This is a genomic window from Stenotrophomonas sp. WED208 (assembly GCF_040984485.1).
Classification (GTDB): Bacteria; Pseudomonadota; Gammaproteobacteria; order Xanthomonadales; family Xanthomonadaceae; genus Stenotrophomonas; species Stenotrophomonas riyadhensis.
Genome location: NZ_JAZARB010000001.1, coordinates 3,031,183 through 3,051,101 on the forward strand (window position 1 = coordinate 3,031,183; position 19,919 = coordinate 3,051,101).

Below are 19,919 nucleotides of genomic sequence, written 5' to 3' on the forward strand. Positions count from 1 at the left end.
GATCAGGCCTTCGCCGTAGCGGCGCTGGCCGAACGCGCGGACGGCGTCGGGTTCATCACACCGGGTCGGCCATCGAGCGTATCCAGCAGTGCGCTGGCTTCCTGCTCCATCTCCACCACGTAGCCATGGATGCGGCCCTTGAAGTAGCGATGGAACATCAGCGCCGGGATCGCCACGATCATGCCGGTAGCGGTGCACACCAGCGCCTTGCCGATGCCGCCGGCCAGCTGGTTCACATCGCCCACGCCATGGTCGAGGATGCCCAGGAACATCTGGATCATGCCGATCACGGTACCCAGCAGGCCCAGCAGCGGGCCGGCCGAGGCGATGGTGCCCAGCGCGTTGAGGAAACGCTCCATGCGGTGTACCAGGTGACGGCCGGTGTCTTCGATGCGCTCGCGGATCTGGTCGCGCGGGCGGTTGCGCGCTTCCAGCGCGGCGGCCAGCAGCGCGCCCAGCGGCGAGTTCGCCCGCAGGGTCTGCAGGTGGGCGGGGTCAAGCTTGCCGCGTGCGGCCCAGTTGCGCACTTCCTGGCCGAGGCCGGGCGGCAGCACTTCAGTCCGCCGCAGGGACCAGAAACGCTCCAGGATGATCGCCAAAGCCAGTACGCCCAACAGCAGCAGCGGCACCATCGGCCAGCCACCGGCCTTGACCAGTTCCCACACGTTTCAACCCTCCGGCCCAACGGCCGCTTGTTCGATCGGCGATAGGATAGCAGCCGACCGCGCCCGCCCAGCGGCATCCCACCACCGGGATGCGTGGATACGCTGTTCACGCAGCTGCAGCCCTTGTGCGCCAAGCCATATGCGGATCGCCCCGGAATCAGCCGTGGCCAGCACTTCCGCCCCTTGCGCCTGCCAGCGCTGGACCACGTCCTGGCGTGGATGGCCGAAGCGGTTGCGGTGCCCGGCCGAGACCACCGCCAGCCGTGGCGCCACGGCGGCCACCCACGGCGCGCTGGAGCTGCCGCCACTGCCGTGGTGCGGCACCAGCACCACATCCGCCTTCAGCGCTGCCGGAGACGCCTGCAGCAGCGCCTGCTCGGCCGGGCGGCCGATATCGCCAGGCAGCAGGACCACGCCGTGACGGCTGGCGACGCGCAGCACGCAACTGTCCTCGTTCTCGGCCTGGCGGCTGCCCGGTGCCGGGTGCAGGACCTGGAATTCAACGCCGTCCCACTGCCACTGCATCCCTTGCTGGCAGGGCGCAGCGCCGGCGATGGTGCTGCCCGGTGGCGCCAGCAGCTGCAGCCCGGGCAGCTGACTACTCAGGCTCGGCAGGCTGCCCGTGTGGTCCAGGTGGTCATGGCTGAGCATCGCCTGCTGGGGCGGCCCCTGCCCGAGCGCGCGCAGGGCCGGGACCAGGATCCGCTCATTGCCATCCCCACCGGCCGGCGGCCCGACGTCGTACCAGAGTGCATGCCGCGCCGTGCGCAACAACACCGCGGTGCCCTGGCCGACATCGTGCACCAGCAGCTCCAGCTCTCCTGCGGCGGGCGCATGCCGGGCCGGCCACAGCAGCGGCAGGCACAGCAGCAGTCCGGCCAGGCCACCGCCGGCGCCACGCGGCAGCAGCCACCAGAACACCCCCAGCAACGCTGCCGGCACCGCCCAGCGCGGTGCCTCGGCCAGCCACCACATCGCCTGCGGGTGCAGCGCCAACGGCTGCAGGGCCTGCCAGCTGAGCTCGAACAGCCAGGCGGCGACGCGCCATGCCCAGCGCCCGGCGCCATCATGCAGCGCGTGCAGGCCGGTACCCAGCAGCGACAACGGCACTACCAGCAGGGTCCACCACGGAATGATCGGCAGATTGACCAGCGGCCCCAACCGCGCTGTGCCACCGAACAGGGCCACGCAGAGCGGCAGCAGGCCGAGGCTGGCCACGCCCTGCGCGGCCAGGAAGCCACGCAGGCCACCGCCGACGCCCTCCGGCCCGGTCCGCGGCAGGCACCACAGCAGCCACAACACGCCCCCGAAACTGAGCCAGAAGCCGGCCGACAGCACCGACAGCGGCGCCGGCAACAGCATCACCACCGCGGCCAAGGCCAGCCCCTGCCCTGCACCGACCGGGCGGCGTCCGGCCCGGGCCAGTGCAACCAGGCCGATCATCAGCGCTGCGCGCACCGTTGGCAGTGCACCACCGGCCACCACGGCGTAGACGGCCGCAGCCAACGCCGCGCCCCACGCCGCCGCCTGTGGTCGTGGCCAGTACCGCCCCAGCAGCGGCAGCAACCACCACGACACGCGGCACAGCAGCACGCCGAAGCCTGCAACAACGCCCACGTGAAAGCCGGAAATGGCGACCAGATGGGTCAGTCCCAGCGCGCGCAGGTGTTCCCAGTCGTTGTCGGACAACCCGCGGGTATCGCCCAGTGCCAATGCCTGCACGAACCGCGACGCGGGGTGTGCCACCTGTGTGGCCATCGCTGCACTGCTGCGCTCGCGCCAGGCCGGCAGGCCCTGCGCGGGGCGCAGCTCACGCGCACTCGCCGGATCGCGTACCACGCCATTGCCTGAGAGACCCCGCAGCAAGGCATGGCGCTCGCCATCGAAACCGCCCGGATTGATCCTCGAGCGCGGTGCCTGCACGCGCAACGACAGGTCCCAATATGCCCCCGCACGAACGGCATGCCGGCCAGCTTCGCCAGCGCGTGGCGACGGGCCGCGCCACGGGTCGTTCCAGGTGACCTGCAGGCGCCTGCCACGCAGCGATGGCAGCGCCGCAGCCTCGTCAACGTGCAACACGAAACGCGTGTAGCCGGGGCCGTTCCGTGGAAGGTCGGCCACTCTTCCCTGGACCCGCACCTCCTGCGGCGGCGCACCGGGTGGAAGCGGATTGTGCAGGGCCCAATGGCCGTGCAGCGTCGCCCACGCCAGCCCGAACAGGGCGGCGGCCCACGCTCGGCCACGCCAGCGCCACAGCCAGCCCACGGCACCGGCAACCGCCAGCGGTGCGCACAGCCAGAGTGGCAGCAGCATCGGCATCTGCACGCAGGCCAATGCACCCAGTACCAGCCCGGCGGCACAACCGACGCCGGACAGTGGTGAAGCAGCGCGTTCGGAAATCACCCGCACAGCCTGCCGTCGCGCGCATCAGGCTGCCTATCGGGAATTCCCCTGCGCGGATGTCAGCGCCGGACGGTACCGCGATGGAAGTTGACCCGGAAGCTGGCACCGCCGCCGGCCGCCTCGCCGACACTGACCGAACCGCCGTGGTGCTGCACGATTTCCTTCACCAGGTGCAGGCCCAGGCCACTGCCGCTGCCCGCCGCGCGCAGGCGATGGAAGGGCTCGAAGATGGCCTCGCGGTCTCCGACCGGAATACCGGCGCCCTGATCGCTGACTTCCAGCAGGCCACGGGCGTCCAGGCGCACGCAGATGGTGCCGCGCCCGCCGCCATGGACGATGGCGTTGTGCACCAGGTTGGCGATCACCCGCCCCAGCGCCAGGCTGTCGCCGTGGATCCACACCGGGGCCTCCGGGGCGTCCACTTCGAAGCCATAGCCGGCACCGACCACCAGGGGGGCAAGATCGGCAGCCGCCTCACGCACCAGCAGCGCCAGGTCCAGCCGCTGCAACGCGCCGACATTGCGATCAAGCCGCTGCAGATCCAGCAGGTGCTCGGCCACGTTGCCGAGGCGTGCGACGTCGGTCAGCAGCTGCGACTTGAGCTCGCCCTGCGGCAACTGCGACAGGCGCGCCTGCACCACCGCGATCGGTACCCGCAGCTCATGCGCGGCGTCGGCAAGGAACTTGTCACGCGCCGCATAGCCCTGCTGCACCTTGTCGATGGCATCGTTGAAGGCTTCCACCAGCGGCGCGACCTCGGTCGACACCAGCTGCGCGTCCAGCCGCGCGCCGGGCTGGCCGATGTCCAGCTCCTTGGCCTGCTGGGCGGACCGGCGCACGCCACGCATCGCACGGTGGATCACCGTCGGCATCACCAGCAGCGTGACCACGATCAACGGCAGGAAGAACCACAGGCCGATCAGGCGCAGCACCATCAGCGCGCCATCCAGCAGCCCGCCCTTCGGCGCCCCCCCGACCATCACCGTGATGCGGCGGCCGTCCTCGTTGCGGATCATCACCCGCGCCACGTCGAGGTACGGCGGCACCAGTGAGCCGAGTTCGGTGGCCCCCAGCGTCGGCAGCCTCGCCAGCAGCGGCGCGTGGATTGCCGGAATGGTGCCGCGTTCCAGCCACATGCCCTTGTCATCGACCGCCGCGAACCAGAGGTTGCCACCCGCGCCCGCGTCCAGCTTGTGCCAGCGTGCTTCATCCAGCACCAGCCGCCCGCCCTCACTGTGCACGGCCTTGGCCACGGCTTCAGCCATGAACATGTCCATGCCCCAGGAATCCTTGTCACCCCAGGTCAGGATCAGCGCGACCACCGCGAACAGCACGGTGAACGCCTGGGCCAGGAACAATCGCCAGGCCAGCCCAAGCGTGATGGAGCGGATCGGACGTGTCGGACGCGCCATCTCAGGCCTCCGCCAGCAGGTAGCCGACGCCACGGATCACATGGATCTCCACACCGGCGCCGGCCTGCTGCAGCGCCTTGCGCAGCTTGGAAATGTGCGCATCGAGCGCATTTGACTGGATCTCATCATCAAAACCGTACACCGCCGCCTCCAGTGCGCTGCGGGTGACCGTGCGTCCCTGGCGCATCGCCAGCGCCTGCAGCACCAGCACCTGGCGTCGGGGCAGCGCCAGCGGCTGGCCTTCCACCTGCGCCTGCAGCGATTCGAAGTCGAATTCCAGCCGTCCCAGATGCAGGCTCGGCGTTACCATCGCCGAGGGCCGCCGCGAAACTGCGCGGATCCGCGCCATCAGTTCCTCGATCGCGACCGGCTTGACCAGGTAGTCATCGGCACCGACGTCCAGCCCCTCGACCTTGTCCGACAGCGTGCCCTTGGCGGTCAGCATGATCACCGCCAGGTTGGGGCGCAGCGCCCGCGCAGTGGCAACGAAACCGGCGCCGTCGCCATCGGGCAGCTGCCGGTCGAGCAGCATCAACTGGTGCACCGGTTCGCGCAGTGCGATGGCCGCCTCCGCCAGGCTGCCGACCACATCGGCCACCACGCCCTGCCGCTCCAGCCCCGATTGCAGGGCACGGGACAGATCAGGATCGTCTTCGACCAGGAGGATGCGCATCAGAGGCTCGGCTACCGGAAACGGTGCCGATCATAGTGCCTGGCGCCGGGTTTGGGCGCCTTCGCCTGCGGATTGTCCAAGCGCAATGTTCTGACAATGTTGAGCCCGCACCATGCACAGCCATCCCCCGCAAAGTGGCTGATCGATGCCGTCGCTGTCCCCGACTCTGCTGCGCCCGCTGCTGTTCACCGCTGCCATCGGCCTTCCGTTGATCACCCACGCTGCCGACCGCAACCCGGGTGTGCAGGCCGGTATCAGTGCCGGCGCGACCTCGGGTGCGTATGCCCACTACGACGTCAAGCCGCTGGTCGTCCCCTCCATTGCCTGGCAGGGCGAGCGCTTCTTCGCCAGCCCGGGCTCGCTGGGCATGTACCTGTACAAGGGCCAGGGCCAGGGCCTGCGCCTGTCGGCCGCGGTCACGCCCTACACGCTGCGCTTCAAGACCGACGACGTGAACGATCCCCAGCTGCGTCGCCTGCACAGCCGGCAGATGTCTGCCATGGCCGGCATCAACGGCGAGTACAGCGCCGACTGGGGCATCGTCGAGGCCAGTGTGATGCGCGAGGTCACCGGGCACGGAGGTGGCATGGAGTCGCGCCTGCACTACAGCTATCCGATCCAGGCCGGTCGCTTCACCTGGGTGCCCAAGGTCGGCGTGGTGCACTCCAGTGCGCGCCTGCTCGACTACTACTACGGCATCACCGACGAAGAAGCGCTGCGCTCGGGACTTGCCGCCTACAACCCGGGCAGCGCGACATCACCGAGCCTGCAGATCGCAGTCGGCACGCCCTTGGGCACCAAGTGGCGCGCGACCGGTGTGGTCGCCAACCAGTGGTTCGGCGATGCAGTAAAGGACAGCCCGATGGCCCGTCGCGGTACGCAGACGTCGGCCTTCGTTTCCCTGATGCGCTCGTTCTGATCGAGCGCCCGCAACGGACAAGGACCCCCCCATGGCCTCCGTCTCCCCCACTCCCGAAGCCCACGCGATCCTGCGCGCTCCCGACCTGGACAGCGCCGAACGTGTCTACCTGGGCCTGATGCCCGATCTGGAGCACGTGAATGCACTGGCCCGCCGCGCCCTCGGGCTTTCGCGCGTCGCCGACGCGGCACGCGGCTACGCGCTGTCGATGACCCTGGTCGGGCTGCGCCTGCAGGAACTGGAAATGGGCGAGGCGAGCGCGAAGGAACATCGCCAGGCCACCCTGCGCAGCCTGCGCCAGGCCTTCAGCGCCTGAGCGCAGGCCAGCAACGCGGCCAGTGCTGCGCGGCAGCGGAAAGACTCAGCGGAACGTGGTCCACGCCAGCACTGCCGCCAGCAGGGCCACCCAGATCACCGCCTTGAAGGTACCCTCCAGCATGTTGCCGCCGAACAGCAGTTCGAGGAAGGGATTGGGCCGGGAAACCGGAACATGCTCGCTCATCGGTGTTTGATCCTGGTAATGGTTGCAGGGTGCGCGTGCCTGACCGCGCAGGCAACACTCTAGTACAGGCGGCGCCTCTGCGGACGTGCGGGCAACATCGCCTTAACAACCCGCGCGCCCGATCGGGTATGTTCGGCCCAACGCTGTGTTCAAGGATGATCGATGCTCAAGCGCGTCCTGTTCCCCGTTGTCGCTCTGCTGCTGTCGGCACTGATCGTCGTGCTGGGATGGCAGAACCACCAGCTCCGGCAGATCAACGCGCAGATGGCTGCCCAACTGCAGAACATGCGGCTGGAAGCGCACGGCCTCGACCTGGGCAGCCGCCCGGACGCACTGGCGCTGCGCACGACCCGGCACACCCACGTCGATATCGGCGGCGCGCGCGACGTACCTCAGATCCTGTACTTCTTTTCCACCACCTGCCGCTACTGCCTGGCCTCGATGCCGCAGCTGCAACAGATCGCAGCGGCGCGCGGCCGCGGTGAACTGATCGGTGTGGGACTGCCCCCTTACGACCAACTGGCCGACTACGCCGGAAGGCATGCATTGCAGTTTCCGATCGCCATCGACAGCGAAGGCGATGCGTCCAGGCGCTACCGCGCCACGGTCACGCCGATGCTGATGGTGCTGGCCCCCGATGGCAGCGTGACCTACAAGCATGTAGGCCAGCTCGATGAGCAGGTGGTGCGCGCCGCCATGAACTCACTGGCGCCAGCCCCCGCCCTGCCCTGATATGCCGCGCGCCACATCGGCGCGCACGTCATCGTTCACCGCATCCGCGCCACAACCGGCACTCCGGTGCCTTCGGCAACTGCAACACCACAACGCCAACCAAGGAGATACACATGATCGGAAAGAAAGTGCTTTCGTCCGTCGCCGGTATCGTCGTTGTCGCGGCCATGGCCTTCGGTGCCAGCCAGGCCTTCGCCGTCGCCCCCAAGACCGGCTATGCGCCCGGTTGCGAACCGCATCCGAGCTGCCCGTTCGGCAACTCGGGCAAGCCTGGCCAGGTGCTGTGCTGTGATCCGCTGTAATCGAAGCCGCGCCACAGGTCGGTCCCGCTGACCTGCTGCAGGCGCCGCAGCGCTGATCCAGTCCTGCGGCGATGATCGGTGCCCACCCGCACATGGGGCACCGCGCCGGGTCGCCCCCAGGGGCGGCCCGGCACTTCCGGCCCCGGATTCATCCTTCCCCGAGCGTCTTGGCGCGCGCTTTACCGGCTTTCGTCGCATACCGGTTTCACACTGCAGGGGGCAGTGCCACGCTGGACTCCCTTCTCCGGAGCACCGTGCCATGCCGATGCTTGCCCTGCTGCTGCTGTGCGCTGGTCTGTTCGGCCGCGATACCGACGCCGGGGATGCCCCCCTGCGCAGCCAGATCCTGCAGGCCGACGCTGGGCAGGCAGAAACATCACCGATGCTGGATCGGAAAGCGGACCCGGCAACCCTGCAGCTGTACCGGCTGCGCCAGGATCGCGTACTGCGCGTGGGCAACCAGCCCCTGCAGGCCGACGCCCCGCAGCGGCATACCGGCTCGACGCGCTTCGCGCAGGTCTGGGAACGCGTGGATGGGCACTGGCGGCTGCAGCGCATGATCAGCATCGACGAATGGGTCGCCCAACGCTGACGGCTGGCTTCAGCCCACTGGCGCAAACGAAAAAAGCCGGCCCAGGGCCGGCTTCCATCGTGATCCACCGCTGCACCGGCAATGCCGGGAGCCAGGTGGTGGGCGGTACAGGGTTCGAACCTGTGACCCCTACCATGTCAAGGTAGTGCTCTACCGCTGAGCTAACCGCCCATCTTGTTCTTGCCGCCCGAAAGCTGGCCTTGCTACGTAAAAACCCGGCGCCAGGGCCGGGCTTTGCAGTTCACGACAGCCCCCTTCCAGGGACTTCGTGGTGGGCGGTACAGGGTTCGAACCTGTGACCCCTACCATGTCAAGGTAGTGCTCTACCGCTGAGCTAACCGCCCGTTTTTGCTTCTGAACGTCCGCGATTGCGTCGGTGCAGGCCGCGTATATTACGGATGCCGGCCGTGAAGCGCAACACTTTTGTGAAGAAGATGCTGCACCGCCGCGTTCAGCCCAGACTCGCTTCCTTCAGCTGCCGGATCTGGTCACGCACGCGGGCGGCATCCTCGAATTCCAGGTCCTTGGCGTGCTGGTACATCTGCTGCTCCAGCGTCTTGAGACGGGACGCCAGCTGGGCCGGGCTGAGCGATCGATAGTCACTCCCTTCCTCGGCAACGCCAGGCCTGCCCTTGCCCTTGCCCTTCTTTGCTTCCTTCTCGGCCGCATCCGAGCGCGCACCTTCCAGTACATCGGTGATCGGACGCGCCACCGAGCGCGGCACGATGCCGTGCTGCTCGTTGTACTCGACCTGCTTGGCGCGACGACGGTCGGTCTCGTCGATCGCCGCCTGCATTGAACGGGTGATCTTGTCCGCATACAGGATCGCCTTGCCACGCACGTTGCGGGCGGCACGACCGATGGTCTGGATCAGCGAACCGGTCGAGCGCAGGAAGCCCTCCTTGTCGGCATCCAGGATCGCCACCAGTGACACTTCGGGCATGTCCAGGCCCTCGCGCAGCAGGTTGATGCCCACCAGCACATCGAACTTGCCCAGGCGAAGGTCGCGGATGATCTCCACGCGCTCGACCGTGTCGACGTCCGAGTGCAGGTAGCGCACGCGGATGCCGTGTTCGGTCAGGTATTCGGTGAGGTTCTCGGCCATGCGCTTGGTCAGCGTCGTGACCAGCACACGGTCACCGGCCTTGATGCGCGCGTTGGCTTCGCTCATCAGGTCGTCAACCTGGGTGCCCACCGGGCGGATCTCCACCACCGGGTCGATCAGGCCGGTGGGACGCACGACCAGTTCGGTGATCTCGTCACCGGCCTCGCGGTACTCATAGGGGCCTGGCGTGGCCGACACATAGATGCTGCGCGGGCAGCGCTCTTCCCACTCCTCGAAGCGCAACGGCCGGTTGTCCAGCGCCGAGGGCAGCCGGAACCCGAACTCGACCAGCGTCTCCTTGCGCGAACGGTCGCCCTTGAACATGGCACCGATCTGCGGAATGGTCACGTGCGATTCGTCGATCACCAGCAGCGCGTCGGCTGGCAGGTAATCGAACAATGTCGGCGGCGGTTCGCCGGCGTTCTTGCCGGTCAGGTGCCGGGAGTAGTTCTCGATGCCGTTGCAGTAGCCGACCTCGGCCATCATTTCCAGATCGAACTGGGTGCGCTGCGCCAGGCGCTGCGCCTCCACCAGCTTGTTCTGCGCGTACAGCTGCTCCAGGCGCTCCTTCAGCTCGACCTTGATCGTCTCGATCGCCGCCAGCACACGCTCGCGCGTGGTGGCGTAATGGGTCTTCGGGTAGACCGTGAAGCGCTGCATGTTGCGCAGCGTCTCGCCGGTGAGCGGGTCGAACAGGGTGATCTTCTCGACCTCGCCATCAAACAGCTCCAGGCGCAACGCCTCGCTGTCCGACTCGGCCGGGAACACGTCGATCACTTCGCCGCGCACGCGGAACGTACCGCGCTGCAGTTCGTACTCGTTGCGCGTGTACTGCAGCTGGGTCAGATGGTTGATCAGGTCGCGCTGGTCGATGCGTTCGCCCTTGGACAGGATCAGGCGCAGCGACAGATAGTCTTCCGGCGCACCCAGGCCATAGATCGCCGACACCGTTGCCACCACGATCGCGTCCGGGCGCGACAGCAGGGTCTTGGTCGCAGCCAGCCGCATCTGCTCGATGTGCTCGTTGATCGAACTGTCCTTCTCGATGAAGGTGTCCGACGAGGGCACGTAGGCTTCCGGCTGGTAGTAATCGTAGTAGCTGACGAAATACTCCACCGCGTTGTGCGGGAAGAACGCCTTGAACTCGCCATACAGCTGCGCCGCCAGCGTCTTGTTCGGCGCCATGATCAGCGTCGGCTTCTGCACGTTCTGGATGACGTTGGCGATGGTGTAGGTCTTGCCCGAGCCGGTCACGCCCAGCAGCGTCTGCTTGGCGATGCCCGCTTCGAAGTTGCTGGTCAGCTTCGCGATGGCATCGGGCTGGTCGCCCGCCGGCGAGTACGGCGAGACGAGTTCAAAACGGTCGCTCATGGTGGTGCCAGTTCCCGGGAGTAGTGAGTATACGGGGCATGGAGTGACGGCCCGCTGAGGGGTTTTCGGACCCGCCAGGCCATGGATGGCCGATGCACGGATTCCACGCGCAAGCGCAGCGTTGGGGACCATCCCTGGAACCGTGCTGCCATGCCTCCCATCCGCCGCCTGCAGCAATGCGGTCTCAGCCTCATCGAGCTTGTCGCAGCCCTGGCTGCACTGGCGATCCTGTGCTCGCTGGCACTGCCCCCCTTGGCACGGCAACTCGACCATTGGCACGCCGACATGGTCCGCATGCGCCTGGTATCGGTGTTCAACAGCGCCCGCGCCACCGCCCTTACCCACCGCCGACCAGTAACCGTCTGTCCCAGCCAGGACGGCATCGAGTGCAGCGACGACTGGGTCCGCGGCTGGCTGATTGAAACCGAGCCCGCGGCGTTCCCCGCAGACGTCGCTGTCCGGCGTCAATTCCAGCCAGGCACGCAGGCTTCGGGGGTACGCGCCGGCATCAGCAGCGGACGCCGCCGGCTACGATTCCAGGCCGATGGCCGCAGCGCAGGCAGCACGCTGACCGTCCAGATCTGCGCAGGCTCCCGCCTGCACGGTACGGTGGTGGTGAACAATATCGGCCGAACCCGCTCCACACGACAGAAGGTGCCCGCTCCCTGCCCACTCTGAGTTGGCAGGCCGCTTGACGCAGAAAAGCAGAAGCCGCGATTTCTCGCGGCTTCTGCAGGATCTGGCGCCCGAAGTTGGACTCGAACCAACGACCCCCTGATTAACAGTCAAGTGCTCTAACCGGCTGAGCTATTCGGGCGGGGAGGCGCATTCTAGATGCTCATTCCAGATCATGCAAGCCTTTGCCGGATCTCCCTACCAGCAGGTCTGGCTGGAGGTGTTCGCCGGCGTCTTCACGCCGGCCTGGTTGATGCTCAACGTCCCGCAGCTGTCCTTGGCCTGCCCGCCCTGGGGCACCGCGGTGATGGTGAACGTCGATGCCGTCGGCACAATGCTCACTTCATACCAGATGGACGACCCGCCCTCACGAGGCGAGTTGATCTTGGTCGAGCTCGTCTCACTGAAGGTGAACGAGGCGTAGCTGTTGTTCTGCGTGTGATGCCGCTCGGCGCGCTGTGCGTACTCGACCATTTCCGCCTTGACCGCGGCCCGATGCGACTTGCGAACGTGTTCGGAATAGCTGGGATAGGCGATGGCAGCCAGGACCGCGATGACCGCAACCACGGCCATCAACTCGATCAGCGTGAAGCCCTGCTGGATGGATCGCCTTGCGGGACGCGAAACGAAACGCTTGCTCACTGGATCTGTCTCCACGATTGGCGACCACACGGATAGGGAATGTAGACAGACTGGTCGCCATTCTTCAGGAACGACACGCATGCGGGCTCCGGTGGTTTCGGCGGACCGCCCTCCGGGTTGAGTTCGGGGGGTGCATCTCTCGGCAGTGCTCCGGGTTTGACATCGCGCACCGGCCCACCACTGGTACCGGTCGTCACCGTCTTCAGTGCGGCAACCCCATCGCTGATCGCGGTGCCGTCGGGCGAGCCGATCCGGGCGCGCCCGAAGGCCCCACCACCGTTCAACGCTTCCAGACCGAACAGCCAGTTGGTTCCCGACGAAGAACAACCAGAACCACCGGGTGTCGGCAGATAGGTCGGCATGAACACTACGCCATCGGACAATGAGGGGTTGCCTACAAAGCGTTCACCCGCAGGCAGGTCCACATACCACCCCAGACTGCCATTGGGCGGCGTACTACGAACAAGGGTGCGCTGGTCACCATTGGTCACCACCTGGCCCCCGGTCAGGCTGGCGCTGGTCAACGTCGACGATACCGCGCCGTTGGCCAGATCATTGACTGCATACAGGCTCTGCACCGACGTATCGGCCTGGTCACCGATGAAGGAGAAGCTGCCACTGCCGAAGAACAGCATGACACCGCCATTCGGGCCGCTACCGGCCGTGATGCCGCCGGTGATCGGCTGCCGCAGGGTGCGGTTGTTGTCGGTGTAGGTGCGGGTGGTGAACACAGGCGTGCCTGCCGTCGTCGCACTGCTGCGCAGATCGAACTTCCACACGGCCCCCTTCTGGTCGGTGCCGTACACCGTGTCCGTATAGCCATCGCGACGGCGCTGGTCCTGCTTGTCGCCACCCCAGCGGTCGATGGCCACGATACTGCCCAGGCCATTGTTGCCGTCAGGCGCGCCCGACGTCTCAACCGCCTCGATCATGGTCACGTTCGGCGTTCCCGTACCAATATCGACCACGAACAGCACGGCCTTCTGGCTGCGGCTGTTGTAGCCATTGCCGAAGATCGCCTTCCAGGTCGGTACACCGTTGGCACCCAGTACCGGCACGATCACCGGCTTGCCCAGCACGTGCCCGATGTTGTTGCGCACGTTGGCCGGCAGGCTGTTGTCCAGGTCGCTGATTTCCCACAGCTTGCTGGCCGTGCTGAAGGTGTTGCCCGCAGTAACGTCCAACGCGAAAACACTGCGTCCGCCTGCACCCGAGGCGCCTACCAGCGTGGTGTGCCAGTCGCCACCGTAGTAGGTATCGCCTACGCTGATCTGGCCATCGACGTAGTAGCGGTGATCGAACTTCTGGTCGTTGAGATCGGCAGCGTTGTAGGGGAACAACAGGTTGCCCATATGCCCCAGCGCGGTTGCCGGGATGTAACCGAAGCTCTCGGCGCCGCCATTGCCGGTAACCACGCCCTTCGCGTTCATGCCGCCATCGAAGCCATGCAGCATGCCGTCATTGGCCCCGACATAGACCATGTAGCGCGCGCGCTCGGCCTTGCTGGCCAGGTAGGCGTTGTAGGTGGTGCCCAGGTTGCCCGCCAGGCGCCGATAGCCGTAGTCGTCCGAGGGCGCGCTGACAACGGGGCTGGATGTGACGATATCGCCCAGGCGGGTGGTTCGATCACGCAGCTTGCCGCCACTGCGCTTTTCCCCGGCAGTGTCGCCCAGTAGATACCTCACGGCAGAGTCCGCCGTTGCACCCAGCTTCTCCAGTTCGGCCTGGTTGCAGCGCGACATGCCCGGATAGAGCTCGGTCGACTTGGTGCAGAGATCGGCCAGCGAAACGTTGGTACCGTTGAAACGACTGGTGGCGCCGCTCTTGGTGAAATAGACGTTGCGCATTTCGGCGGTCGGAAGCTGCGCACTGGCCTCCCAGATCGGCGTATAGACCACTGCGCGGGTCTTGGGGTCCACCGAAATCTTGCTGGCCGTCAGGCGGCTGAACCAGTCTGTACCTTCGTTGGCGATCTCATAGGTCGGTTCGACCGACACCGAGCCCGCGCCGATGCGTGCGCCACTGGCGCCCTTACCGCCGGAAGGAGACGAACCGCTGGTCACTGCCGACAGCACGCGACGCATCGCCGTGGTGATCTCGGCCGGCGTACGGGCATTGATGTACTCACCGCGGGTATTGACGGCGGCATGCCAGATGTCGTCAACCGTACTGCGGTTGTCATCCGTTGAGGCAGGCCAGTTCGAGTAGATCGAGGAGTCGGTGAACGGATCCTGGTCCAGGTCCGGGTTGAACAGCGTGCCCCGGGCACCCAGCGTGACACCATAGAAGTTCAGGTGCAGGTTGGTCTGGCAATCCAGTCGCTTGTCGGGATTTCCAGCCTTGCAGGCCTGCACAACAGGCACCTGGCCCGCCTGCAGATCGGGGCGCAGCGGGGGCTTGCCGCCCTGATTGACGTAGTACTGGCTGACGATGTCCGCCATGGTGTTGAAGTTGGAATCACTGAACGGAATGCCCATTCCGCCATCGGCGTTCTTGGCGGTGGTCGGCCCTCCCCCGTTGCTGAAGCCGTCGGTGAACAGCATCACCGCATTCTTCTGGCAGGCCAGCTTCACCGGCGCGTCCTTGTCGGTGCGGGTGAACTGCAGTGCAGCGGCATCGACAGCCCAGCGATTCGGGGTGCCATTCTTCGCCGAGAGTCCAATCATGTCCGAATACAGGGCTAGCTTGGCGTCCGGCTGCGCGAGGTCACGCATCGTCAGCCGCTTGCTTGTGCTGTTGTAGCTGGTGTACTCGTTGATGCGGAAATAGCCGACCCGCAGATTATTGATGCCTGCCAGCGACCGGGTCATGCCAGCGATCATCGCGCGGTTGCGGTTGCCGTAGAAAGAGTACCAGTTGGCGAAATTCTGCAGCGCATCGGTATTGCTGTCGGTGATCGTGTACTTCCACATCGCACAGCCACTGCCACAGGCATTGTCGATCTTGACCCGGGTCACACCGGAATACACACCAGCCTTGTCTTCGCGCTGGGGGTAGGGATCCTTGTCGTTCGTCCACGGCAGGAAGAAGGCCGCCGGCCAGTACTGGACGTAGATGTTCGACGTCCCGCTCCAGGTTACGTCCTGCTTGGCAGTCTTGGTCGAGCCATCGTAGTAGGTGGTCCCCTTCGGGATCACCATGCCGCTCAGGATCCGCGACGTATCGTTGAAATAGTTGGCAGCCAACGCCACCCTTGTCGAACCTCGCGGATCAATCAGGGTCGACGTCGGATTGGCTTCATCGTAGGGCTTGCCCGTGCCATCGATCCAAGGCTCATACTTCACCTCCGGATTGAAGTAGGTCGGGTTGTAGGTAGGCGAGCGGGCAAATCCCAGTGAATCCAGCTGCGGGATCGCATAGTAGCCGTTGCCGATGACTGGGCCGGGCAGCACGTAGTAGTAGTTGCAGGTGCCGACGCCCACATTCAGATTGCCATTCCGATCGAAGAAGCTGCCGCCGCTCGCGCAGCCGGCACCATCCTGCCCGGGGAACTGGGTCTGGAAGGTCATCGACCCCGAGTCGTCCACCGCCATGATGAACGCGGGTGGCGTCTGCACCTGGTTGTTCAACGGCGCCTGTGCCAGCAACCCCTGGGCCTGGGCTGCGGTCAGGTTGTAGGCAACCACGCCCAGGCCGGCCAACCCTACGGCCGACGCCGCTGCAATCCACTTGAATCTACGCGTAGCCATGCCGCGCCCTCAAAGCTTGAAAATGGTATCGATCACCGACGATGACGTTGCATTGGCAGGGTCATCGGCCGCGAACGCGGTTATCTGGTAGGTGTACGTCGCGCTGTCATCGGCCTGCCCCTCATCCAGGGCGTTGCCACCCGGGCCACCGCACTTGTCGATGCGGCGAACGCTCACTTTCGGCACGGCGGTAATCACCTGCGAACGCCCCCACTGCACGGGGTCGAAACGGTCCTCGCAGTCGTAGCTGATATCGCCCGACGCCAGCACGCTGCCCGTCGGCACATCGGTGCGGTTGGCGATCGCCTCCGCCGCGCGCTCTGCATTGCGCACCACGCCTTCCGCGTTCTGGAAGGAACGATTCACTGCGCGATAGTTGGAGGCCATCTTCTCCTGCATGCCCGCGACCTGCATGCCCGCGATGCCGATCAGTGCCAGCAGCAGCAGCATGATCAGCGCCACGTACAACACCGCTCCCTCCTGCCGCCGGGGCAGCATGGGCGGGCGGTTGGCCCGGTGACGCATGGTTGGTGATCGGCTCATGATCAATTCCCGTACAGTCGGTTGCGCAGCGCGATGCTGACTTCGTAAGCGGTCCGGTAGCGCCCGTCGGTCACACCATCCTGGCTGTAGGTAACCCCCAGCACACCCAGCTTGGCTGCCGCATCGGTCGGTTTGCCTGCGCTTGCCGGTGAGGCGCTGCGCGCGATGAGGCCCACGCGCACCTGACCGACCCGCAGCCACTGGCCGGCGCCGGTCGCGTCCGTCTGGGTGGTGACCGTCGAAGCAGTCTGCAGGCGCGTGATGTTGCCCACCGGTGATGAGCCCGGCGCGATGCTGGCAGTGGTATCCAGACCGAACAGCAACTGCATGTTCTCGATGCCTTCAACCAGTTCTTCATTGATGGTGTAGGCGCCACTGGCATCCGCCCGGGCGCGGCGAAGCCCCGGACCACTCACCCCCTGGCCCACGTAGTACACCAGTGATTCGGCGCGATAGACCATCGTCGGCGCAGGCTGCGGTGCGTGCCGCGACAGGCTGACCCCCGTGGCCGTGATGGTTCCGGCGGCGGTTGTCCCCTTGAAGATGTCCACCGCATCACAACTGGAAACACCAAACAGGGTCGGAGCGGAGACACCGCCTTCGGTCAGTCGCTGCCAGCGTGCGGCGTCGACGGTCAGAACCGAACCATTCACGGCCAGTACCGGCACACCCTCGGGAGCAAGGAACCGCAGCACCAGGATGTCGCTGCCCGGCATCGGCGCCGGCGAAAGCTTGGCGATTGCGGTCGGCAGGTTGGCAGGGAGCGAACCCTTGCCTACCTCCAGCTGGGTGCCCGGCCCGGTATCAGGTGCTTCATAGCCCTGCACCGCCACGCTGAAATCCAACGGATTGCCGCTTCCGGACACCGCACCGAGATTGTAATGCGGCTCTCCCTGCCCCTTCGTCACGTGTGCCTGGTCATTGACGCAGCCCAGATGGCCGGCCATGCGGATGTCACGCTCGAGGAAGTCCAGCGCGAACCGACCGTTTTCCTGTGCACGCGCAACACCTTCGGACAACCGCGATGCTGACTGGGAAGCGATGAAGATCTGGATGACCCCCAGCATCAGCACCAGGCCGATGACCATGGCGATCATCAACTCGATCAGCGACAGACCCGCCTGCCGGGCGGACGTGGAAAGCGATGCATTCATAGCTGGGTCTGCAGGGCGAAGGTGGTCGGCGTATCCGGGCTTTTCGGGTTCCAGCGTTCATCGGCCCAGCTGATGGCCACGGTCGCCACACCGTTGTTGACGGTCACGGTGGCTGCGGCGTTGTCACCGAGCGCCTTGACCACCCGGCACTGCCAGTCGGTGATGTTCTGCGCGATGCTGACGGCCGCGGTGGTCGGCGCACAGACCCCGGCGGCGGTCCGGCTCCCCGAGGTGAAACTCGCATTGGCGTACCAGGCCGACTGGTAGCGGTTGCTGCGCATCTGCTCGGTCAGGTCATAGGCCAGATTGGTCGCCTGGGTACGGTAATTCGCACTCTGCACGTAGCGCACGTTCATGGTCTGCAGCAGCGCGAAGCCGAGCAGGCCAAACGCCAGGACCACGATCGCAATGAGTACCTCCAGCAGGCTGAAGCCCCCCTGCTGGCGCGCGGCATGGAATGACGGATGCTTCATGGGCAAGGCCCCTTCGTACTGTTGACCTGGCCCGAGGCATTGATGGTGATCGTGCTCATCATCGGATCCTTGCCACACTTGTCGGGGCGCAGGGTAATGACCTGATCGCCTGCCGCACGGCGACGGCCGCGCGCATCGAAGGCCACCAGCGTCTGCGGCCCGGCCACGACCAGGCCTGGGTTGATCTGGTTGAAACGCAGCACGGTTTCGCCATTGTCGAAATCGCCGTTGCCGGAGGTATCGCTGAAGGCCATCATGCCCTTGTCCCACTTTCCGTCGCAGCGCGTGCCATCGCTGCTGCCGCACACGCCGCCGCCGCGGTTGTTGCGTATGGCATCACTGCGCGCAAGGTTGAGCAGGCCGATCAGTTCATTGTGGGCAGAGACGACCCGATTGGAGCGGATCGTGCTCTGGAAGCTGGGAAACGCAATGGTGGCCAGCACTGCCAGCACGATCAGCGCCACCATCAGTTCAACCAGTGTGAAGCCGTTTGGCCGGCGCAAAGACATTGGACGCTCCCCAGCGTGTTGATGGCCACGATGGGCCATCGTCCTGCCACCGGCAAGCGGCGGCAGGATGAACGGTCAATCCGGGGCGACGGGCGTCAAAGCCTTGACGACCCGCCCTCCCCTGCCCGCCCCGGCGCGATCCCCATCGCGCCGGCGCAGGCTCAGGCCAGCACCTGGTAGCAGGGCTGGTATTCGCCGGAGATCTTCATCCGACGCTGCTCGACGAAGGCGCGCAGCAATGCGTCCAGGGCTTGCATCATGTCCGGGTCGCCATGGATCTGGAACGGCCCGAACTGCTCGATGCGGCGCATGCCGTCCTCCTTCACGTTACCGGCGACGATGCCCGAGAACGCCCGGCGCAGGTCGGCTGCCAGCGCGTGCGGCGCACGCCCGTGGTGCAGGTCCAGCGCGGCCATTGCCTCGTGGGTCGGCACGAACGGCTGCTGGTACTCCCACGGAATCTCGATCGACCAGTTGAAGAAGAACGAGTCCTTCTGTGCCAGGCGATGCTCGCGAACGCGCTTGATACCGTTGGCCATCTTCTTGGCCACCGCCACCGGGTCGCCGATGATGATCTCGTAGCGCTCGGCTGCAGCATCGCCCAGGGTCAGGCGGATGAAGCGATCGATCTGCTCGAAGTACGGCGCCGCCACGGTCGGGCCGGTCAGGATCAGCGGGAACGGCAGGTCCTTGTTTTCCTCGCGCAGCAAGATGCCGAGCAGGTACAGGATTTCCTCGGCGGTGCCGACGCCACCGGCGAACACGATGATGCCGTGGCCGATGCGGACGAAGGCCTCAAGGCGCTTCTCGATGTCCGGCATGATCACCAGGTGGTTGACGATCGGGTTCGGCGACTCGGCGGCGATGATGCCCGGCTCGGTCAGGCCGATGTAGCGCGTCACGGTGCGGCGCTGCTTGGCGTGGGCAATGGTGGCGCCCTTCATCGGGCCCTTCATCGCGCCTGGGCCGCAGCCGGTGCAGATGTCGAGGCCGCGCAGGCCCAGCTCATAACCCACCTGCTTGGTGTACAGGTACTCGTCGCGCGAGATCGAGTGGCCGCCCCAGCACACCACCAGGTTCGGGTCGCCCGGGTTGAGGATGCGCGCATTGCGCAGCAGGCCGAACACTGCGTTGGTGATGCCCTCGGACGACTCCAGCTCGGCCGCGTAGGCCGGGCCCATCTCGATGGCCATATAGGCCAGGTCGCGCACCACGGCGAACAGCAGTTCGGCGACGCCGCGGATGATTTCGCCATCGACAAAAGCCATCGCCGGTGCATTGACCAGGTCGATGCGCACGCCGCGATCCTGCTGCGCCACCTGGATGTCGAAATCGGGATACAGATCGCGCGCCGCGCGCGGATCGTCAGAGGCACTGCCGCTGGTCAGCACGGCCAGCGCGCAGCGGCGCAGCAGCTCATGCATGCCGCCGGCAGAGGCATCGCGCAGGCGTGCCACTTCGGCTCGCGACAGCACATCCAGCCCGCCGCGCGGGTAGATCCGCGCGTCCTGCACCGGCAGTGCACGGGCTGATTTTTCGTTCGTGGTCATGTCCAATT

General features: G+C 66.1%; 19 protein-coding genes and 3 tRNA genes. 6 read left to right on the forward strand and 16 right to left on the reverse strand.

Annotated features, from left to right (window positions below):
* Window positions 1-2: 2 nt before the first annotated feature.
* From VPH47_RS13700 to VPH47_RS13715, 4 genes are read right to left on the reverse strand one after another with little or no spacing between them, the layout of a single operon-like run.
* A complete protein-coding gene (locus VPH47_RS13700) occupies window positions 3-665 on the reverse strand; it encodes a MotA/TolQ/ExbB proton channel family protein (protein WP_110711794.1) in 663 nt (220 codons plus the stop codon).
* A 3-nt stretch (window positions 666-668) separates the two neighbouring features.
* Entirely contained in the window at window positions 669-3,068 is a 2,400-nt protein-coding gene (locus VPH47_RS13705; RefSeq protein WP_368851043.1) for a DNA internalization-related competence protein ComEC/Rec2, read from the reverse strand.
* 59 nt (window positions 3,069-3,127) lie between these two features.
* The gene (locus tag VPH47_RS13710) at window positions 3,128-4,480 is read right to left on the reverse strand and encodes a HAMP domain-containing sensor histidine kinase (RefSeq protein ID WP_110711792.1); all 1,353 of its coding nucleotides are present in this window, start codon (window positions 4,478-4,480) and stop codon (window positions 3,128-3,130) included.
* 1 nt (window position 4,481) lies between these two features.
* The gene (locus VPH47_RS13715; protein WP_110711791.1) at window positions 4,482-5,153 is read right to left on the reverse strand and encodes a response regulator transcription factor; all 672 of its coding nucleotides are present in this window, start codon (window positions 5,151-5,153) and stop codon (window positions 4,482-4,484) included.
* 145 nt (window positions 5,154-5,298) lie between these two features.
* Between VPH47_RS13715 and VPH47_RS13720 the strand changes: the two genes are divergently transcribed.
* On the forward strand, window positions 5,299-6,072 hold the full coding sequence (locus tag VPH47_RS13720) for a MipA/OmpV family protein (protein WP_368851044.1): 774 nt from the start codon (window positions 5,299-5,301) through the stop codon (window positions 6,070-6,072).
* A gap of 31 nt (window positions 6,073-6,103) precedes the next feature.
* Window positions 6,104-6,388 carry a hypothetical protein gene (locus tag VPH47_RS13725; RefSeq protein ID WP_368851045.1) on the forward strand — a complete coding sequence of 95 codons (285 nt, stop codon included), beginning with the start codon at window positions 6,104-6,106 and terminating at the stop codon, window positions 6,386-6,388.
* Window positions 6,389-6,433: 45 nt separating this feature from the next.
* Here VPH47_RS13725 and VPH47_RS13730 read toward each other — a convergent pair whose 3' ends face one another.
* Window positions 6,434-6,574: a hypothetical protein gene (locus VPH47_RS13730; protein WP_180847485.1), complete on the reverse strand. Its 141-nt coding sequence runs from the start codon at window positions 6,572-6,574 to the stop codon at window positions 6,434-6,436.
* Window positions 6,575-6,736: 162 nt separating this feature from the next.
* Between VPH47_RS13730 and VPH47_RS13735 the strand changes: the two genes are divergently transcribed.
* The 3 genes from VPH47_RS13735 to VPH47_RS13745 all read left to right on the forward strand — a co-directional run bounded on the left by VPH47_RS13735 (window position 6,737) and on the right by VPH47_RS13745 (window position 8,200).
* Entirely contained in the window at window positions 6,737-7,306 is a 570-nt protein-coding gene (locus tag VPH47_RS13735; protein WP_110711788.1) for a TlpA disulfide reductase family protein, read from the forward strand.
* 113 nt (window positions 7,307-7,419) lie between these two features.
* Entirely contained in the window at window positions 7,420-7,608 is a 189-nt protein-coding gene (locus VPH47_RS13740; protein WP_049444507.1) for a hypothetical protein, read from the forward strand.
* A 259-nt stretch (window positions 7,609-7,867) separates the two neighbouring features.
* Window positions 7,868-8,200, forward strand: coding sequence for a hypothetical protein (locus VPH47_RS13745; RefSeq protein ID WP_368851046.1), 333 nt, complete (start codon window positions 7,868-7,870; stop codon window positions 8,198-8,200).
* Between the two features lie 96 nt (window positions 8,201-8,296).
* On the opposite strand, the gene VPH47_RS13750 is transcribed toward VPH47_RS13745, so the two are convergent.
* The 3 genes from VPH47_RS13750 to uvrB form a co-directional block, all read right to left on the reverse strand.
* Window positions 8,297-8,371, reverse strand: a tRNA-Val gene (locus tag VPH47_RS13750).
* Window positions 8,372-8,469: 98 nt separating this feature from the next.
* A tRNA-Val gene (locus VPH47_RS13755) sits at window positions 8,470-8,544 on the reverse strand.
* A 107-nt stretch (window positions 8,545-8,651) separates the two neighbouring features.
* Complete coding sequence (uvrB, locus tag VPH47_RS13760; RefSeq protein WP_368851047.1) at window positions 8,652-10,676, reverse strand: excinuclease ABC subunit UvrB; 2,025 nt, start codon at window positions 10,674-10,676, stop codon at window positions 8,652-8,654.
* A 150-nt stretch (window positions 10,677-10,826) separates the two neighbouring features.
* Here uvrB and VPH47_RS13765 point away from each other — a divergent pair, with 150 nt between their 5' ends.
* On the forward strand, window positions 10,827-11,354 hold the full coding sequence (locus VPH47_RS13765; protein WP_368851048.1) for a GspH/FimT family protein: 528 nt from the start codon (window positions 10,827-10,829) through the stop codon (window positions 11,352-11,354).
* Window positions 11,355-11,416: 62 nt separating this feature from the next.
* Here the strand turns inward: VPH47_RS13765 and VPH47_RS13770 are convergent.
* From VPH47_RS13770 to ppnN, 8 genes are all read right to left on the reverse strand, one after another.
* Window positions 11,417-11,493 (reverse strand) — tRNA-Asn (locus tag VPH47_RS13770).
* 56 nt (window positions 11,494-11,549) lie between these two features.
* Window positions 11,550-11,993, reverse strand: a complete 444-nt coding sequence (locus VPH47_RS13775; RefSeq protein WP_263469208.1) for a type IV pilin protein — start codon at window positions 11,991-11,993, stop codon at window positions 11,550-11,552.
* Entirely contained in the window at window positions 11,990-15,682 is a 3,693-nt protein-coding gene (locus VPH47_RS13780; protein ID WP_368851049.1) for a pilus assembly protein, read from the reverse strand. The genes VPH47_RS13775 and VPH47_RS13780 overlap by 4 nt, the downstream gene beginning before the upstream one ends.
* Window positions 15,683-15,691: 9 nt before the next feature.
* A complete protein-coding gene (locus VPH47_RS13785) occupies window positions 15,692-16,207 on the reverse strand; it encodes a PilX N-terminal domain-containing pilus assembly protein (protein WP_368851050.1) in 516 nt (171 codons plus the stop codon).
* Between the two features lie 20 nt (window positions 16,208-16,227).
* Window positions 16,228-17,379: a PilW family protein gene (locus VPH47_RS13790; RefSeq protein WP_153856945.1), complete on the reverse strand. Its 1,152-nt coding sequence runs from the start codon at window positions 17,377-17,379 to the stop codon at window positions 16,228-16,230.
* Window positions 17,376-17,852, reverse strand: coding sequence for a type IV pilus modification protein PilV (gene pilV / locus VPH47_RS13795; RefSeq protein WP_153856944.1), 477 nt, complete (start codon window positions 17,850-17,852; stop codon window positions 17,376-17,378). The genes VPH47_RS13790 and pilV overlap by 4 nt, the downstream gene beginning before the upstream one ends.
* Complete coding sequence (locus tag VPH47_RS13800; RefSeq protein ID WP_153856943.1) at window positions 17,849-18,361, reverse strand: Tfp pilus assembly protein FimT/FimU; 513 nt, start codon at window positions 18,359-18,361, stop codon at window positions 17,849-17,851. Before VPH47_RS13800 ends, pilV begins: the two co-directional genes overlap by 4 nt.
* Before the next feature lie 161 nt (window positions 18,362-18,522).
* Window positions 18,523-19,911, reverse strand: coding sequence for a nucleotide 5'-monophosphate nucleosidase PpnN (gene ppnN / locus VPH47_RS13805; RefSeq protein ID WP_005408855.1), 1,389 nt, complete (start codon window positions 19,909-19,911; stop codon window positions 18,523-18,525).
* Between the last annotated feature and the right edge of the window lie 8 nt (window positions 19,912-19,919).

What these genes read in the sequence shown, in the direction of transcription:
- VPH47_RS13710 (WP_110711792.1), bottom strand. Translation starts at nt 4,480, where the DNA reads ATGGCGCGTCCGACACGTCCGATCCGCTCCATCACGCTTGGGCTGGCC.
- VPH47_RS13715 (WP_110711791.1), bottom strand. Translation starts at nt 5,153, where the DNA reads ATGCGCATCCTCCTGGTCGAAGACGATCCTGATCTGTCCCGTGCCCTG.
- VPH47_RS13720 (WP_368851044.1), top strand. Translation starts at nt 5,299, where the DNA reads ATGCCGTCGCTGTCCCCGACTCTGCTGCGCCCGCTGCTGTTCACCGCT.
- VPH47_RS13725 (WP_368851045.1), top strand. Translation starts at nt 6,104, where the DNA reads ATGGCCTCCGTCTCCCCCACTCCCGAAGCCCACGCGATCCTGCGCGCT.
- VPH47_RS13730 (WP_180847485.1), bottom strand. Translation starts at nt 6,574, where the DNA reads ATGAGCGAGCATGTTCCGGTTTCCCGGCCCAATCCCTTCCTCGAACTG.
- VPH47_RS13735 (WP_110711788.1), top strand. Translation starts at nt 6,737, where the DNA reads ATGCTCAAGCGCGTCCTGTTCCCCGTTGTCGCTCTGCTGCTGTCGGCA.
- VPH47_RS13740 (WP_049444507.1), top strand. Translation starts at nt 7,420, where the DNA reads ATGATCGGAAAGAAAGTGCTTTCGTCCGTCGCCGGTATCGTCGTTGTC.
- VPH47_RS13745 (WP_368851046.1), top strand. Translation starts at nt 7,868, where the DNA reads ATGCCGATGCTTGCCCTGCTGCTGCTGTGCGCTGGTCTGTTCGGCCGC.
- uvrB (WP_368851047.1), bottom strand. Translation starts at nt 10,676, where the DNA reads ATGAGCGACCGTTTTGAACTCGTCTCGCCGTACTCGCCGGCGGGCGAC.
- VPH47_RS13765 (WP_368851048.1), top strand. Translation starts at nt 10,827, where the DNA reads ATGCCTCCCATCCGCCGCCTGCAGCAATGCGGTCTCAGCCTCATCGAG.
- VPH47_RS13780 (WP_368851049.1), bottom strand. Translation starts at nt 15,682, where the DNA reads ATGGCTACGCGTAGATTCAAGTGGATTGCAGCGGCGTCGGCCGTAGGG.
- VPH47_RS13785 (WP_368851050.1), bottom strand. Translation starts at nt 16,207, where the DNA reads ATGCGTCACCGGGCCAACCGCCCGCCCATGCTGCCCCGGCGGCAGGAG.
- VPH47_RS13790 (WP_153856945.1), bottom strand. Translation starts at nt 17,379, where the DNA reads ATGAATGCATCGCTTTCCACGTCCGCCCGGCAGGCGGGTCTGTCGCTG.
- pilV (WP_153856944.1), bottom strand. Translation starts at nt 17,852, where the DNA reads ATGAAGCATCCGTCATTCCATGCCGCGCGCCAGCAGGGGGGCTTCAGC.
- VPH47_RS13800 (WP_153856943.1), bottom strand. Translation starts at nt 18,361, where the DNA reads ATGTCTTTGCGCCGGCCAAACGGCTTCACACTGGTTGAACTGATGGTG.
- ppnN (WP_005408855.1), bottom strand. Translation starts at nt 19,911, where the DNA reads ATGACCACGAACGAAAAATCAGCCCGTGCACTGCCGGTGCAGGACGCG.